This is a genomic window from Peribacillus sp. SIMBA_075, assembly GCF_046534585.1.
This window is the reverse complement of the sequence record NZ_JAWRYN010000003.1, coordinates 285,571-302,725: the sequence shown is the minus strand read 5'-3', so window position 1 is coordinate 302,725 and position 17,155 is coordinate 285,571. Positions and strand designations below refer to the sequence as shown.

15 protein-coding genes and 2 pseudogenes are annotated in these 17,155 nt (G+C 42.1%); 9 read left to right on the top strand and 8 right to left on the bottom strand.

The annotated features are described in order from the left end of the window. Positions 1–126 precede the first annotated feature (126 nt). A complete protein-coding gene (locus tag SB775_RS04790; protein ID WP_061465877.1) occupies positions 127–1,665 on the bottom strand; it encodes a solute symporter family protein in 1,539 nt (512 codons plus the stop codon). A 13-nt stretch (positions 1,666–1,678) separates the two neighbouring features. Continuing rightward, entirely contained in the window at positions 1,679–2,017 is a 339-nt protein-coding gene (locus SB775_RS04785; RefSeq protein WP_284469133.1) for a DUF485 domain-containing protein, read from the bottom strand. Positions 2,018–2,276: 259 nt separating this feature from the next. Between SB775_RS04785 and SB775_RS04780 the strand changes: the two genes are divergently transcribed. The 5 genes from SB775_RS04780 to SB775_RS04760 all read left to right on the top strand — a co-directional run bounded on the left by SB775_RS04780 (position 2,277) and on the right by SB775_RS04760 (position 7,121). Beyond that, positions 2,277–3,233 carry an efflux RND transporter periplasmic adaptor subunit gene (locus SB775_RS04780; protein WP_410860682.1) on the top strand — a complete coding sequence of 319 codons (957 nt, stop codon included), beginning with the start codon at positions 2,277–2,279 and terminating at the stop codon, positions 3,231–3,233. Between the two features lies 1 nt (position 3,234). Continuing rightward, a complete protein-coding gene (locus SB775_RS04775; RefSeq protein ID WP_410860680.1) occupies positions 3,235–3,975 on the top strand; it encodes an ABC transporter ATP-binding protein in 741 nt (246 codons plus the stop codon). After that, positions 3,902–5,092 carry an ABC transporter permease gene (locus tag SB775_RS04770; protein WP_410860679.1) on the top strand — a complete coding sequence of 397 codons (1,191 nt, stop codon included), beginning with the start codon at positions 3,902–3,904 and terminating at the stop codon, positions 5,090–5,092. Before SB775_RS04775 ends, SB775_RS04770 begins: the two co-directional genes overlap by 74 nt. A gap of 108 nt (positions 5,093–5,200) precedes the next feature. Then, entirely contained in the window at positions 5,201–5,872 is a 672-nt protein-coding gene (locus SB775_RS04765; protein ID WP_410860677.1) for a response regulator transcription factor, read from the top strand. A 10-nt stretch (positions 5,873–5,882) separates the two neighbouring features. Further along, complete coding sequence (locus tag SB775_RS04760; protein ID WP_125159947.1) at positions 5,883–7,121, top strand: sensor histidine kinase; 1,239 nt, start codon at positions 5,883–5,885, stop codon at positions 7,119–7,121. A gap of 19 nt (positions 7,122–7,140) precedes the next feature. Here SB775_RS04760 and SB775_RS04755 read toward each other — a convergent pair. Further along, positions 7,141–7,579, bottom strand: a pseudogene (locus SB775_RS04755) (IS5/IS1182 family transposase); the annotation flags it as partial. Between the two features lie 441 nt (positions 7,580–8,020). Here SB775_RS04755 and SB775_RS04750 point away from each other — a divergent pair. The 3 genes and pseudogenes from SB775_RS04750 to SB775_RS04740 all read left to right on the top strand — a co-directional run. After that, a complete protein-coding gene (locus SB775_RS04750; RefSeq protein ID WP_410860676.1) occupies positions 8,021–9,205 on the top strand; it encodes a NupC/NupG family nucleoside CNT transporter in 1,185 nt (394 codons plus the stop codon). A gap of 187 nt (positions 9,206–9,392) precedes the next feature. Beyond that, positions 9,393–10,352: a peptide-methionine (R)-S-oxide reductase MsrB gene (msrB, locus tag SB775_RS04745; RefSeq protein WP_410860675.1), complete on the top strand. Its 960-nt coding sequence runs from the start codon at positions 9,393–9,395 to the stop codon at positions 10,350–10,352. Positions 10,353–10,496: 144 nt separating this feature from the next. Next, positions 10,497–10,737: pseudogene (locus tag SB775_RS04740) on the top strand (STAS domain-containing protein); the annotation flags it as partial. Between the two features lie 64 nt (positions 10,738–10,801). Here SB775_RS04740 and SB775_RS04735 read toward each other — a convergent pair. The 4 genes from SB775_RS04735 to SB775_RS04720 form a co-directional block, all read right to left on the bottom strand. Next, positions 10,802–12,454, bottom strand: a complete 1,653-nt coding sequence (locus SB775_RS04735; protein WP_410860673.1) for a glutamine--tRNA ligase/YqeY domain fusion protein — start codon at positions 12,452–12,454, stop codon at positions 10,802–10,804. Between the two features lie 332 nt (positions 12,455–12,786). Further along, entirely contained in the window at positions 12,787–13,527 is a 741-nt protein-coding gene (locus tag SB775_RS04730) for an amino acid ABC transporter ATP-binding protein (protein WP_061465868.1), read from the bottom strand. Between the two features lie 11 nt (positions 13,528–13,538). Further along, complete coding sequence (locus SB775_RS04725) at positions 13,539–14,204, bottom strand: amino acid ABC transporter permease (protein ID WP_061465866.1); 666 nt, start codon at positions 14,202–14,204, stop codon at positions 13,539–13,541. 26 nt (positions 14,205–14,230) lie between these two features. Beyond that, complete coding sequence (locus SB775_RS04720; RefSeq protein ID WP_061465865.1) at positions 14,231–15,010, bottom strand: transporter substrate-binding domain-containing protein; 780 nt, start codon at positions 15,008–15,010, stop codon at positions 14,231–14,233. 496 nt (positions 15,011–15,506) lie between these two features. Here SB775_RS04720 and purU point away from each other — a divergent pair, with 496 nt between their 5' ends. Then, entirely contained in the window at positions 15,507–16,409 is a 903-nt protein-coding gene (gene purU, locus SB775_RS04715; protein WP_410860672.1) for a formyltetrahydrofolate deformylase, read from the top strand. Between the two features lie 60 nt (positions 16,410–16,469). Here the strand turns inward: purU and SB775_RS04710 are convergent, their stop codons facing one another. Further along, the gene (locus SB775_RS04710) at positions 16,470–17,129 is read right to left on the bottom strand and encodes an SIMPL domain-containing protein (RefSeq protein ID WP_410860671.1); all 660 of its coding nucleotides are present in this window, start codon (positions 17,127–17,129) and stop codon (positions 16,470–16,472) included. Between the last annotated feature and the right edge of the window lie 26 nt (positions 17,130–17,155).

Genomic DNA, 17,155 nt, shown 5'->3' with positions numbered 1-17,155 from the left:
TCCCCTCTCAGATAGACTGTTAAGAACATTTTATCATGCTCTCTTTTTACTCTGTCTACCTGTAGGGGATAATACCAGAATACCTTGATCTCCTTTCTCTTTTTAATATTTAATAATGAAGCCAGCTTATAAAGGGTCTTTCATTCCAGTGTTAGCTGTAACCAATATTTCGTCGAATTTTTTGGCATCAGCTTTCTTGCTTGACAGCAGGGTTCCGACGATAGCTGCGATAAAACCAATTGGGATGGAGACTATGCCTGGATTGGCAAGTGGGAATAATGGCTCCCCTACGAATATTGCGGCTCCCTCTACCGGCGACCAGACATTGGGACTTAGGAAAACAAGTAATAAAGAACTGACCAGCCCCACTATCATACCCGTGACAGCCCCAGCTGTGTTAAAACGTTTCCAGAATACCGTGAAGATAATGATTGGCAGATTGGCACTAGCAGCGACGGCAAAGGCAAGTGACACAAGGAAAGCGACATTCATGTTTTGGGCAAATAAAGCAAGGATGATGGAGAGGATGGATACTCCGATCGATGCCCAACGAGCTGCAACGACCTGTTCTTTGTCAGTAGCTTGACCTTTTCGGATGATGTGGCCATAAAAGTCATGGGCAAAAGCAGAGGCTGCAGATAAAACGAGACCTGCTACAACCGCTAAAATGGTAGCGAAAGCAACTGCAGACACAAAGGCGAACAGGAAGTCACCTCCAATGGCTTCGGCAAGCAGCGGGGCAGCCATATTGCCGGCGGCATTCGCGGCTATGATTTTGTCGTATCCAACAAAAGCTGCTGCTCCAAAGCCAAGGAAAATGGTCATTATATAAAAGATGCCAATGATCCAAGTGGCATATACTACGGACTTACGGGCTGTGATGGCGTCTTTTACCGTAAAGAAGCGGATGAGAATGTGAGGAAGTCCAGCAGTACCGAGTACAAGCGCCAAATTAAGGGATAAAGTATCCAATGGATCCTTGAATTTGTTACCCGGGTTAAGGAAATCGCCGCCTAAAGGGGTGGCTGTTTTCATTTGCTTGAACATCTCGATCACGCTAAAGTCGAATTTCGCCAACACGATAATAGAGATGATGAATGTACCTGCCATCAATAAAATCGCCTTTACGATTTGGACCCAACTGGTGGCCGTCATACCGCCGAATACGACGTAGACGGTCATTAAAATACCTACAATGATGACGGAGTATAGATAATCAATTCCAAGTAAGAGTTTTATAAGGGCACCTGCACCGACTAGTTGGGCAATCATATAAAAGGTTGAAATGGAAATGGTGTTAAGGGCAGCGACCCCGCGTACTTTCTTTTCATTGAAACGGGCAGCGATCATGTCCGCCAGTGTATACTTACCAAGGTTCCGGAGCGGTTCGGCCACGATATAAAGAACGACCAGATAAGCAACCAGAAAACCTATACTATAGAAAAAGCCATCAAATCCAGAGAGTGCGACCATCCCAGCTATTCCTAAAAAAGAGGCGGCGGACATATAATCACCAGCAATGGCCCAGCCATTCTGCCAGCCAGTCAGGCTGCTGTCCGCCGTATAAAAGTCCGCGGTCGTTTTGGTGCGCCGTGAAGCAAAATAGGTAATGACTAATGTAAGCCCGACAATGATTAAAAATAATATGAAAGCAAGTATATTCATTGTAAATTCACCTTTATCCTTTCGCTTCTTTAACGATTTTTTCAACTAATTGGTCAAAAGCCGCAGCTTTTTTGGAATAGAGGATGCATAAGGTCCAGGTCATGATAAATTGAGCGAAGGCAAAAACCCAGGCCCAACTGATAGCCCCGAAGGCATAAGAGTTAAGAACTTTAGAATAGGAAGTCAGTATGGGTAAGGTGAAATAAAAGACCATGAAAAAGATGGATAGTGGGACGATGAAATTGCGTTTTTTCCTTAGGAGCTCTTGAAAAGATTGTGATTGGACGATCTTAGTGTAGTCCGTGGAAGCGCTTACCTCGGTTTTCTTAGCTATTGAATCGTTTGATGCCAAGTTGGTTCCCCCTTCATTGAATATTATTTTGGTTTTGATTACCAATTTTTCTGATAACAGTATCAGTATATATTTTTCAGAATATATTGTAAATTTAAAACCTTGAAATAAACCTTTTTTCGTTCGACATAGTGTAATTATTAATGAGAGTAAAGGCTGACATAAATGTACGACCATGAAATCAAATCCGACCATTAAGGAAAAGTTAAGCTTCCTTCACGATACTGGTTTCAACGAAGGAAATATGAAAGGGGAAAATATGAAAAAGTGGATAATGATAGGTGCGATTTTAGTGGTGGTCATAGGGGGATGCGTTTGGTTTTTCATGAAGGACAATGCTGAGCCTGTTGTTGCAAAGTCGGTGCCTGCTAAAGTTGAAAAGGGTGATCTTAAAGTTAAAATAAGCGGTTCAGGATCTGTCGCTGCAATCAATAGTAAGGACCTAACTTCCTCGGTTACGGGTGAAGTGGATGAAGTCCTTGTAGAGAAGAATGAATTGGTTGAGAAAGGTGATGAACTTATTACCTTCTCGGATGGAAGTGACCCGATAACAGCCCCATTCGATGGTACAGTGACAAAATTGGATGTAGAAGAAGGGGATCGTGTATCAAGCAGTGAAGTGGTGGCACATGTTACGGATTATAAAAAATTGAAAACTACAGTCAGTGTTGATGAAATGGATGTTCCAAGTGTTAAAAAAGGACAAACAGTTGAAATAAAAGCAAGTGCTTTCGAAGATAAAACGTTCACTGGGGAAGTGACCAGTGTAGCAAAGGAAGGTACATATGAGAATGGAGTTTCTTCATTCGATGTCACTATCAAAATTGACAAACCTGGCGACCTGAAAATTGGGATGTCTACTGAAGTGAGCATTGTGACGAATAGTGTAAAAGATGTTTTATACGTTCCGATTGAGGCAGTCCAAAAGGACGGTGAAGAGAAATATGTGAATATACAACAATCCGGTTCCGCTGAAGGGGCTACAAGTACAAAGGCAACGGTTGAAACTGGAATCAGTAACGATAGGTATATCGAAATAACATCGGGTCTTGAAGAGGGCCAGTTTGTCTCCTTGCCCATAACCATCTCAAATGAAAATTCGACAGGCAGCGGCTTCGGTGGAAGGAATGGAGGCCAAGATGGCGAAATGCGAATGCAGGGTGGCAGCGGAATGCCGAGCGGAGGCGGGATGCCAAACGGTGGGGGAGGTCAGTAATATGGCGAACCCCATCATAAAAATCAGGGACATGTCTAAATCGTATGAATTAGGCGGAGATACGGTTAAGGCACTTCAAAATGTATGCCTTACAATCAATAAAGGAGATTTCATTTCTATCATCGGACCTTCTGGATCGGGGAAATCGACGTTCATGAATATGATTGGCTGTCTTGACAAGCCTGATACAGGTGAATTTCTTCTTGATGGAAAAGAAGTGGAAAAGATGAAGGATAATGAGTTAGCTGCCAGTCGTAACATTAAAATAGGATTTATCTTTCAAAACTTCAATCTGTTGGCAAAACTGACAGCGTTGGAGAATGTGGAACTTCCCCTGGTTTATAGAGGGGCAAGTGTGAAGGAAAGAAGAGAAGTGGCCAATGCGTGCCTTGATATGGTGGGCCTGAGTGACCGGAAGAATCACTTGCCAACTCAACTTTCGGGTGGACAGCAGCAAAGGGTTGCAATTGCTAGGGCGCTTGCAGGCAACCCTCCCGTTTTATTGGCGGATGAGCCGACAGGGGCTCTTGATAGTAAAACAAGTAAAGAAGTGCTGCAAATGCTGAAAGATTTAAACGAAAAGGGACAAACAATCATTCTTATAACGCATGACTTGGAAGTGGCAAAAGAAGCAACTCGTGTCGTACGGATACAGGATGGTCAGCTATTTGAAAACGGAGGTGATTGGATTGAACCTGGGCGAATCAATGAAGATGGCCATACGCAGTATCAAAACCAATAAAGTCCGTGCATTTTTAACCATGCTCGGGATCATTATTGGAGTTGCCTCTGTAATCGTTCTGGTTTCGATTGGGCAGGGTTCCTCACAGTCCGTTCAGGACGAGATCAATAGCTTGGGAACGAACCTGTTAACGGTAAGTGTCACGGATACCGACTCCGTGAAGCTGACGGATGACACAATTGAACAGTTTAAAGATATGGACGGGATATCGGAAGTTGCACCTGTGGTCACCGGACGCGTTTATGCTAAAAACGGAGAAGCTTCGACACAGGTCTCAATGGTCGGTACAACTTCATCCTACTTAACAGTGAGGGATCTAAAGCTTAGTCAAGGCCGTTTTTTGACGGATATGGAAACGGAATTACGCTCTAAGGTGGTTGTCTTGGGGTCAGATACAGCCGACGCGCTTTTTGAAAATCAAAAAGCGGTGGACCAAAGCGTTCTTATCGGAGGTGTTTCCTATCGGGTGATCGGTGTTTTGAAATCAGCAGGCACCTCAATGGGATTGAGCGGGGATGATGTAATCATTGCACCGATCACTGCTGCAGAACGGGCTACAGGCAGCACGACAATCGGAACGGTATATTTAAAAGCGGAGAACGAGAATATCTTAGATAGGGCGATGTACCGGGTACAAGGTACGATGACCACATCATTTCCAGGTCAGAGTGATAACTATTCGGTGTCCAATCAAGAAAATCTGATGGATACAATGAGCTCAGTGTCGGATACGTTCACTCTCATGCTTGGCGGTATTGCGAGTATTTCGTTACTTGTAGGCGGAATTGGAATTATGAATATCATGCTGGTCTCCGTCTCAGAAAGGACGAAGGAAATCGGGATTAGAAAGGCAATTGGGGCAAATCGAAAATCCATTCTTCTTCAGTTTTTAATTGAAGCGGTGGTCTTGAGCTGCTTAGGGGGACTGTTGGGAGTTGGAATTGGATTGGGGATAGCGAAATCGGTTTCAGTTTTTTCAAGTTTAACGATTAGTTATTCATGGTCGGTGACACTGTTCGCCTTCTTATTCTCCATTTTAATCGGTATAATCTTTGGTGTTTTCCCTGCCAATAAGGCATCCAAATTAAATCCAATCCAAGCACTGCGTCACGAATGAACATACAATTTGAGAGAAAGCCGGCGATTAAAAGCCCGCTTTCTTTTGCCTATGAAAAAGGATAAAATCAACATATATCATAATTGAAATGGTTAGGAGGCACCCTGGATGAAGGTTTTGGTGGTAGAAGATAATGTTTCATTATTAGAATCGATCAGGCAAATCCTGACTGATGAATATGAAGTAGATACAGCGGTAAATGGGGAAGATGGACTATTCATGGCTCTACAAAGTATCTACGATATCATCATTTTGGATGTAATGCTTCCGGGAATTGATGGATTTGGAATCGTACGGAAAATCAGGGAAGCAAAGATAGATACAAGCGTCTTGTTTTTGACGGCAAAAGATGCGCTTGAGGACCGTGTCAGAGGCTTGGAGATGGGTGGCGATGATTATTTGGTCAAGCCATTTCAGGCACCGGAACTTAAGGCCAGGATTCGTGCCCTGCTTCGAAGGAGTGGCATTATATCGCTTGCGCAGCATGTGAAATACCGTGGAATTGAACTGTTGGAAAAAGAAAAGGATATTTTGGTTGATGGAAAGATCATTAAAATGACCTTGAAGCAGTTTGAATTACTGGAGTATCTAATTCAAAATAATGGGAAAATATTGACCCGTGAGCAGATTTTTGACCGCATTTGGGGATTTGATTCAGATACGACGATTGCCATTGTTGAAGTGTACATCCATCATTTAAGAAAAAAGTTGGAACCTTTCAATTATCATAAGGATATTCAAACCGTTCGGGGTATTGGTTATATGCTAAAACAACCATAAGGGGATCATTATGTTCCAAAAAACACGGCTTCAACTAACATTATTGAATTCTATCGTCTTTATTGTCTTAATAGCCATATTAAGCAGAACGATTTATTTCTATACGGAAGATCAGATCTATAGGGATGTCAATGATTCACTTGAAAAGGATCACAGGGATTTCAATAATGGGGGCATGCCAGGCGGACGTCCGCAAGGTGAGTTTCTATTAGGTCCGGGGCCAAGCGTCATCGTTTGGGGGCCGGATGATACGATTATTGAGCCAAGACTGAGCGAAGACAATTTCTTTAAGGTTAATGAATCGAAATTTTATCCTAAAAGATTTGATGAGATTGAAGAAATATCTGTAAATGGACCGACGTATCGTGCGCTTTCCACCAAGGTCAATACGGAATATGGAGAGATGACCGTACAATTCATCAGGAATGTGGATACAGAAAAAGAAATGCTCGATCGCTTGCTGCTCATATTGTTTGTTGGTGGGGGAATTGGAAGTTTGGTAGCGGTCGGCGCAGGCTATCTTCTTGCAGGACGGGCCCTTATACCAGTCAAGAAATCATGGGATCAGCAGCAGCAGTTCGTCTCGGATGCTTCGCATGAAATTCGAACGCCACTTGCTGTCATTCAATCGCGGGCTGATTTGCTATTTCAATCACCGAACGCGACAATCGAGGAAAAAGCCGTTGATATATCGATCATTTCGAAAGAAGTCCGACGATTGAATAAACTTGTTAACGGACTTTTGACCTTGACTAGAACGGATTCGAATCAAATAGAGGTTAAGAAATCGAACTTTTTCCTTGATGACTTACTGATGGACATAGTTGAACAGTATACTGATATAGCTTCTTTTCAAGAAAAATCAATAATTAGCCATGCCCCCGAACAGGTGGTGTTTCATGGGGATAAAGAGAGAATTCATCAGCTATTGGTGATTTTGGTGGATAATGCCATGAAGTTCACGGAGGAAGGCGGGGAGATTTCCCTTTCCTGCATCAAGAATGCTTCATCCATCATTCTTTCTGTAGAGGATAATGGAGAAGGCATCCCACAGGAAGAAATCCCCTTGATTTTTAACCGTTTTTATCAAGTGGAGCAATCCCGTTCAGCAAATGAAGGCTCCGGTTTAGGCCTATCCATTGCCCAATGGATTGTTAACACACATCAAGGGACGATCAAGGTTACTAGTGAACAAAATGAACGAACCCGTTTTGAAATCACTTTTCCGAGAAATCAAAAGAAAAGTTAATGATGCCATCCAATCGCTTGACCATTGACCCTAGCACAAAACCATTGCGGTCTACAGCCGTGTGAAATGAATAGGCAAACTGTTTTGTCCGTTCATCTTTCACATAGTAACCACTCTCAGGATCTGTTGTACTTTCTTTCATCTCTTTGGTTTCTTCCTTATAAAATTTATCTGGTGGAAAAGGTTTCTTTCCATGGTTTTCACGATCTTGATTTATTTCCTCTTGAAGGCGTACATGAAACGCTCGTGTTTCCTTGCGAACGACTTTCTTTGTGAACTTTCGCTTATTTGCACTGGCTTTCACATGAGTGGAATCAACGAATACATGCTCAGCACTTATTTAACTTTCTTTCGGAAGCTGTCATTAAGATGCGATAGAAAATCTGTTCAAACAGGTCAGTATCTTTAAAGTGTCGCTCGTAATTTTTCCCGAACGTTGAGAAGTGAGGCACTTTATCAATGATGTTTCGAAAGCATCGTCATCACCTCAAGTTTTATCCTATTTTAAAACAAAAAAGACTGTAGGCAAAAGAGGTTATATCTAATTGTTAAAACAAAGTTGATTGGAGCGAGTGCCCTACGTTCTAATCAACGTTTGAATTTTTAAAACTCTCAAAAAAACTGTAGACAAACTCGATTTTCATCGAGTTTGTCTACAGTTTGAAGGTTCCTTTTCAAGGGAATCTTCTTTTAATTTCAGGAAAAACCCATTATTGTAATCAATTGTTATTTTAAAAAGTGAGATAACAATTGCACTTGAAAAAATATTAGTTTAATATAAACTTCTAGAGAGGTACGTACAAGTATTTTGGATAAAAGAGAAAACGTTTGCATAAAATTTTTGAGGGTACCCTACTAATAATGCACGATCATTAAATTCACCTTAGTGGAGGCAGAATATGAAATTTCTGATAGCAATTTTAGGACTGCTTATTGTTTTTGGACTAGCTATTTTAGTGAGTAGTGACCGCAAGAAAGTTAAAATTAAACCGATCATACTGATGGTGATCATTCAGCTTATTTTAACTTATTTATTATTAAATACGAAGTTCGGTTTAGTGATCATCAATTCGATTGCCAATGGTTTCGGAAAACTTTTGGAATGGGCAAATGAAGGGATCACCTTTGTATTTGGCGGGATTGTAAACAAAGGAGCATCACCCTTCTTTTTAAATGTCCTTCTACCTATCGTATTCATCTCAGCATTAATCGGGATTTTACAGCACTTCAAGATCCTTCCCTTCATCATGAAGTGGATTGGATTCCTGCTGAGTAAGGTGAATGGAATGGGTAAATTGGAATCTTACAATGCTGTCGCATCAGCAATAGTCGGCCAATCCGAGGTTTTCATCACCTTGAAAAAACAACTCGGTGCCATTCCTCCATCACGCATGTATACGCTTTGTGCGTCAGCCATGTCAACCGTATCGATGTCGATAGTCGGTGCTTATATGACCATGATTGAACCAAAGTATGTTGTGACGGCTATTGTGATTAACATGTTTGGTGGATTTATCATTGCATCCATTATTAACCCTTATACGGTAACGGATGAAGATGATATTCTCCCAGTTGAAGTAGGAGCAGAGAAGCAGTCTTTCTTCGAAATGCTTGGGGAATATATCATGGATGGATTTAAGGTTGCTATCACTGTTGCAGCGATGCTAATTGGTTTCGTGGCATTAATTGCAGGAATCAACAGCTTATTTGATATGATCCTCGGCATCAGCTTCCAAGAAATCCTGGGGTATATCTTTGCACCGTTTGCCTTTATCATGGGTGTACCGATTTCAGAAACCGTTACTGCAGGCGGAATCATGGCGACGAAGCTAGTGACGAATGAATTCGTTGCCATGCTGAGCTTAGGGGATGCATCATCGGCATTGAGCGATAGGACGATAGGGATCGTTTCGGTTTTCTTGGTTTCATTCGCTAATTTTTCATCTATTGGAATCATTGCTGGTGCGGTCAAAGGCCTGCATGAAAAACAGGGAAATGTTGTGGCTCGTTTCGGCTTGAAGCTGCTATACGGTGCGACTCTTGTCAGCATCCTATCAGCGATCATCGTAAGTGTAATACTTTAAGAAACCATAATGTTCAGTTTAATGATATGCAAGTGGATTTAACATAAGAGGTACTTGGGTTTACTCCTAAGTGCCTTTTTTTTATCTGTTCAGCAAAGATAAAGAAATCTATTGTTTTGAATTTGAAGGTATTTGGCTTGCTGGTATATAATACATGAAATCACTAGCCATGAAAGGGGAGTTGAGGATGACGATGAATGAGAAAGAAACAGCTATCTTTGCAGGAGGCTGTTTTTGGTGCATGGTTGCTCCCTTTGATGAAATGGATGGAATCATTAGCGTGACATCGGGTTATACGGGCGGTAGTTTTACCGCGCCTAGTTACAAACAAGTGATTACCGGTTCGACTGATCATGTCGAAGCGGTTCAAGTGGAATTCGATCCATCAATCATTTCCTATAAAGCGTTATTAGAGATATTTTGGCACCAAATCGATCCAACGGATGACGGTGGCCAGTTCTCGGATAGGGGAGGGCAATACAAGGCAGCCATTTTCTATCTTAATGAACGTCAGAAACAGGAAGCAGAGCAGTCCAAGGAAGCTTTAATGATGAGCGGACGGTTTAAGAAACCTATCGTTACGGGTATTTTACCCTCGGGGAAATTTTACGCAGCAGAGGAATACCATCAAGAATTCCATCGGAAAAATCAATTTCGCTATGCATTGTATCGTAAGGGCTCGGGACGGGATGCTTTCATTAAGGAAAATTGGCCTAAGGATAATGCGCGTCTTAGGAAGACCTTAACCGAGCGTCAGTTCCATGTAACCCAGGAAAATGGCACGGAGCCTCCTTTCGATAATGCTTATTGGGACCACTTTGAAGAAGGCATTTATGTGGATGTCGTTTCTGGGGAGCCCCTATTCAGTTCACGTGATAAGTATGATAGCGGTTGTGGGTGGCCGAGTTTCAAGAAGCCTATCATGTCGGCAAGTGTCAATGAAAAAATGGATCTCAGCCACCGAATGACCCGGACCGAGGTGCGCAGCAGGGACGCCGATTCGCACCTCGGACATGTTTTTCCTGATGGCCCCAATCCTAAAGGCACGAGATATTGCATAAACTCTGCGGCCCTTCGATTCATTCCTAGAAGTGAAATGGAGAGAGAGGGATATGCAGACTTATTATTACTTTTTAAAATGAACTAACTAGTTGTAGGGGAACACAGCTGGATAAAGTGGATGAAAATTTATATCGATGCAACCTTGATAACTCTTCTATGTTGGATCCATCTATTCAGCAGATTCCAATGTGGAAATTGAGAAGCTTCTAGGGGACAGAATGCATTGACCATCAAGAACTTATGCATCAATTTATCGGGAGTTTCCCTTTTAGACACGATGGTTGCCCATCAGATTTTTCAATTGATAAGTACCCTGCCTGTTGGGCATTGAATCGACCATTTCCGGTATTCGTCCTGATGTAGCCCAGACATCGATTCAGTTAGGACTTGATTTTAGTCAAGTTTCGACACATTGTACTCTTAAACAGGCCCTTTCCAAGCAAGGCATCAAACTTTACGAGAGAAAATGATAATAAGGGTGCAGAGAATGAAAAGAACCAGATCCCGCTAGGAATCTGGTTCTTTTCAGTGACTCTATAACTTGAAGGAACTTTTCAAACCAACAATTTGGTTGAAGACCAATTGGCCGGGCGAAGTGAGTTTTGAATCAACATTGTAATACCCATGCCTGAAGAATTGGAATTTATCCTGAGGCTTAACATCTTTCATGTTAGGCTCGACAAAGCCTTGTGAAATTTCTACGGAATCAGGGTTTACCCGCTCCAAGAATGATTTTTCTTCTTCATCTGCATTTTCCTTATCCAATATTAAAGGCTGATAGTTGCGGAATTCTGCTGAAACGGCCTGTGTAGCTTCGACCCAGTGCAATGTACCTTTAACTTTACGGCCAGTGAAGCCAGATCCGCTTTTCGTTTCAATGTCGTATGTGCAGCGAAGCTCAATGACGTTACCGTCTTCGTCTTTTATCACTTCTTCACATTTAATGAAATAAGCATGTTTTAAACGGACTTCATTGCCCGGGAAAAGACGGAAATACTTTTTCGGCGGGTTTTCCATGAAATCGTCCTGTTCGATATAGATTTCACGTGAAAATGGGATTTGCCGTGTGCCCATTTCCGGAACTTCCGGATTGACCTCAGCATCAAGCCATTCAATCTCACCTTCAGGGTAGTTGGTGATGACCACTTTAAGCGGGTTTAGAATAGCCATGGTTCGCGGAGCCTTCAGCTTTAAGTCTTCCCTCACGAAATGATCGAGCATTTGAGAGTCTACAACACCGCTTGTTTTTGCGACACCTATCTCTTGGCAAAATGCACGAATCGCTTCGGGTGTATACCCGCGTCTTCGTAATCCCGAAACGGTAGGCATCCGTGGGTCGTCCCAGCCGTCCACGAAGCTCTCATCCACGAGCTGCTTCAGTTTTCGCTTGCTCATTACTGTATTAGTCAGGTTAAGACGGCCAAATTCATATTGTTTTGGTTTGCTGTCCATTTCACAATTTTCAACGATCCAGTCATAAAGGGGGCGTTGATCTTCGAACTCAAGCGTACAAATGGAGTGGGTAACTCCCTCGATAGCATCTTCAATAGGGTGGGCAAAGGCATACATCGGATAGATGCACCATTTGTTGCCGGTATTATGGTGTTCGGTATGGGAGATACGGTATATAACGGGATCGCGCAGGTTAATGTTAGGTGAGCTCATATCGATTTTTGCACGCAATACTTTTGCACCGTTCCCGAATTCGCCGCTGCGCATCTTTTCAAATAGTTCAAGGTTTTCCTCTACGGTTCTATTGCGGTAGGGGCTATCTTTCCCTGGCTCGGTCAGCGTTCCGCGATATTCACGGATTTGGTCGGCATTAAGGTCGTCCACATATGCCATTCCTTTATTGATGAGCAGCACAGCTCTCTTATACATTTCATCAAAATAGTCGGAAGCGAAGAAAAGGTTATCCCAGTCGTAGCCGAGCCATTTTACATCTTCCTTAATGGAGTTGACATACTCGATATCTTCTTTCAATGGATTCGTATCATCGAAACGTAGGTTTGTTTTCCCATTGAAATCATCAGCCACCCCAAAATTCAAAATAATTGATTTGGCGTGCCCGATATGTAAATATCCATTAGGCTCAGGAGGGAAGCGGGTGATGACATGATCATGTTTTCCGGACTCTAGATCATCTTTTATAATATTTTTAATAAAATTCGAAGAGTTATTTTCCAACTGAATTCGACCTCTTTCATTTATATACTTCTTTTAATTTTACCTGTATATATACCATAAATACAGATATTTTTCCATGTTCGAGCCGGAATCAGGGTTTTGGGATATGTTCTGAAACAATTCATCAAGTATATATTTTGTACAGTCAGATTGAAAATATCCCTGAAATTTCAATCATATAAATGAAGAACTAGCTAACTGGCAAATAAAAAAAGTGAACGGGTTTTACATGCAAAATAAGCAATACAGGAATTCACGCCTGTACTGCTTATAATGATGTCCGGGCTCAAGGCCGGATTATCGGGAGTGAAGGAGGAATTCTTCCCGCCAAATCAAAAGACTGTCGTTTGCAGGAATTCTTTTGTACGCTCTTCTTTTGGATTGGTGAAGAATTCTTTTGGCGGGCCGCTTTCGACAACCCGTCCATTATGCATGAAGACAATCCAATCCCCAACTTCACGTGCAAAGCTCATTTCATGTGTAACGACTACCATTGTCATCCCTTCCAAGGCAAGTTCCTTCATCGTAGCAAGAACCTCCCCGACAAGTTCGGGATCCAGAGCGGAGGTGGGCTCATCAAAGAGTAGGATATCAGGTTTCATGGCAAGGGCGCGGGCTATGGCAACACGCTGTTTCTGCCCGCCTGAGAGCTTGCTTGGATAAACATCCGCTTTATCTGATAAACCGACTTTGGCAAGCAATGCTTTTGCTTCCTCAATAGCCTGGGCCTTAGGGATCTTTTTGACGTGAGTCGGTGCTTCGATGACATTTTCAAGTACGGTCATATGTGGGAAGAGATAGAAATGCTGAAAAACCATTCCGACTTTCTCGCGGATTTTATTAATATCATGTGTACCAGGTTTGATTTCCGTTCCTTCAATAAGGATTTGCCCGCTGTCCTTCTTCTCCAAATAATTCAAGCAGCGGAGAAGTGTGCTTTTTCCGGAACCGCTTGGTCCGATCAGACAGACAACATCGCTATCCAGCACCTTCATATCGATATCTTTGAGTACATGTAGGTTTCCATAAGATTTATTTAAATTCCTAATGCGAATCATTTCTTTTTGTTCCATTTCAATTCCCCCTATCGATCACTAATGGACAGTTTCTTTTCGAATAAATTGACGATAATGGTCAGGAATGCCACTAGAATCAAGTAGTAGACCGCTACAATCAATAAATAAGTCATTTCATCGAAATTATTGGAACCTAACGTAGTGGCTACGTTAAACAGCTCATTCATGGATATGAAGGCTGCCAGTGATGAATCCTTCAGACCGATGATGAATTGGTTGCCTAGCGGCGGCAATGCACGACGGAAGGCTTGAGGTAAGATGATTCTTCTTAATGTGAGCGAATTGCTCATGCCAAGGGAGCGTCCGGCCTCCATTTGGCCTTTGTCGATGGATTGGATCGTACCACGTAAAATTTCAGAGATATAAGCTCCATTATGGAAGGCCAGGGCAAGTGACGCCGCCCAGAAGTCTGGTAGTAAGAAGAGATTGCTGATACCGAAATAGAGTATGAAAATCTGTACGATAAGCGGTGTACCCCGTACCAGGAATACATATGTATCTGAAATCCATGCAAGAATTTTTATATTTGATATTTTTAAAAGTGCAAATAACAGCCCAATGATGATTCCCACCAATATGGAGACTACCGTCAGTTCCAATGTTAGGAGCATGGCTCGGATGAATACGTCCGAGGAGCTAAATAATGTATCAAAAAAATGTGAGAAACTTGGCAATGTAATGACTCCCTTTCTAACAATCTTTATTCAGGCTTAGTTGTGATATCCTCACCAAAGTACTTTTTACTGATTTTCGCAAGAGTTCCATCTTCCCGGAGGTTTTCAAGTGCTTCGTTGATGCGTGCAAGCAGCTGTGGATTGTCGTTAGGCAGTACGATGGCCTGCTCGCTTCGTTCTATCAATTGTCGTCCTTTGATGTCGAAACCTTCCTTGGTCGCTTCCTTGCCGGTTACAAAGTCGGTGATGACGGCATCATGACGTCCTCCGCTCAATGCTTTCAGGGCGGTGATATCACTATCATAGGTTTTTACATTGGTTGTATACTTTTCGGCTGTGGTTGCGTAAGTGGAGCCTTTAGAAGCCGCAACTTCCTTTCCCTTTAAATCTTCGACCGTTTTAATATCGCTATCTGAGCGGACGAAAATTTGAGGACCTGAGTAGTAATAAGGGGTGGAGAAGGCAACATGTTTACTTCGTTGTTCATTAATTGTATGACTGGCAACCGCGGCATCTGCCCGACCAGTTTTGACACCTTCTACTATACCTTTGAATTTTATCCGTTTAGGTACTGGCTCCAGGCCGAGTTCTTTGGCTATTGCATCGCCAACTTCAATATCGAATCCTGTTACGGTCATGTCATCATTGACATAACTGAATGGCTTGAATTCGCCTGAGGCAGCGAATACAAACTGTTCCTTATTGATCAGCTTACTCCCATCCTCTAGCTGGTCTTTTTCAGCACAGCCGGACAGAAGACCAAGAATAACCAGAATGGATAGCATGAATGTAACTGATGATTTCATGATAATTTCATTTCCCCCTTTGAAAAAACTAATAGAATGGTCTATACCCTTATGAGGTAGTGAAATAACCTCATTCACTAGGGAAAATAAAACTGAAATAAAAAAAGGTGCCCAGATCATGCTGACATTTCATTCATGAATCCCTTCACTATGCACTTCTTAAAGGTTCTCGGCCATTGCCTTCATTTCCTCCTAAATTACCGGTAATTTCCTGAAAAAATGACAATAATTATTTTATAGGGTAAGAGATTTCGACTAGATTCAACTCTAGAAATGAATATAAAACAATTCAGGTTGATTGTTTAATCTCTATCGAAAGAGAAAAATGGTTGAAAACCGTTTCTATTGAAATGAAAGGAAATGAGATAAAACTGTGGGGATAACGAAAAAAGCTTCGTATTGTCTGCCAACAAAATCCTGAATTTTTTGACTGACTTTAATTTTGCCTATGAAGTGAAGTATAATATAGCAAAATAGAAGAAGGGCAGTTGGGAAAATGGTAAGCAACTTTGTGCAAGATCAATTACAGGAATTTCGCGAAAAATATCAAGATAGAGGCCGCTTAATTATAAAATGTCCGGACCAGCCAGGAATTGTTTCAACAGTTACAGCCTTTCTTAAAGAATATGATGCAAATATTGTTGAATTGAGCCAGTATTCGATGAATCCTGAGGGCGGTACCTTTTTCACCAGAATTGAATTCGATTGTCCAGGATTAAAGGATAAGGCAAAGGATATGCAACTTGCATTTCAGGAAGTTTCGACAACATTTTCAATGCAATGGACATTTAACCATGTGAGTGATTTGAAGAGGACGGCAATCTTCGTTTCCAAGGAACCGCATTGTCTTCTGGAATTGCTATGGGAATGGCAAAGCGGGGATTTATTAGCTGATATTGCGCTAGTCATAAGTAATCATGAAGATACCAGGCAAATTGTCGAATCGATGGGCATCCCTTTTTATTATATTCCTGCAAATAAGGATATACGTAAGGAAGTTGAGACAAAACAGCTTGGGCTTTTGGAAGAGTTCAATGTGGACCTAATTGTATTAGCTAGGTATATGCAGATATTGACGCCGGATTTCGTAGCTGCCCATCCAAACAAAATCATCAATATACATCATTCATTTTTACCTGCCTTCATTGGTGCCCGGCCTTATGAAAGAGCTTATGATAGAGGTGTTAAGCTGATTGGGGCGACTTCCCATTATGTGACGAATGATTTGGATGAAGGTCCAATCATCGAGCAGGATATTGAACGTGTGGACCATCGCGATTCAGCAGGGGATATGAAGAAAATCGGTCGTTCAGCTGAACGCAGAGTGCTGGCCCGTGCAGTTAAATGGCATTTGGAGGACCGCGTCCTCGTTCATGAAAATAAAACGGTAGTCTTTTAAAGTGAAGATCCCCCTTGGTTTGCCAAGGGGGTTTTTAGCATGGATTGGATAATGAAATGTTTAATACGTGTACACCACCCTGACTGAGGCGGTGATATTCAATTCTCCAGGCTGGATTGGGGTGGATGCCATTTTTGAAAAGGTGCTCGTTTGGAAATGGATTGGCGTCGTGGTTTCTGATACTTCGTCAACTTGATTAGGGATTGGATTCAATGAGATTCCTATTGTTCGAGCCATGGAGAGTGCCTTTTCGTATGCCTTTTTTAAAGCGAGCGAAAGTGCCCGGTTATAATATGCTTCTGGATTGGATAAGGAAAAGCGGATGCTTGTGATCGAATTGGCACCGCTTCTGACTGCCGTGTCGATAATGCTGCCTATTTTTTCGATGTCTGTCGTTTGGGCTTGGATCATGTGCTGGACTTTATAGTTCTTGAACAATTCCTTTCCGTCGATATAATCATATTGTGGATCGATTCTATAATCACTCGTTTTCAATTGCTCTTCGGGTATGCCAGCGGATTTAAGTGATGCGATGACATTCGCGATTGCTTGGGAATTGGCCTGCTGGGCCTTTTGCGGGTCCTTATCCTCTGTTATGACTCCAAGGGTGATTATGGCTTGATCCGGGGCAGCAGATAGCGTCTCTGAGCCGGAAACTCTTAATGTATGTTCATCATTGCGGTAATAATCCCTATCGGGGGCATTATATTCTTGATTCATGTTGACACCAGCCTTTTTAATGAGAT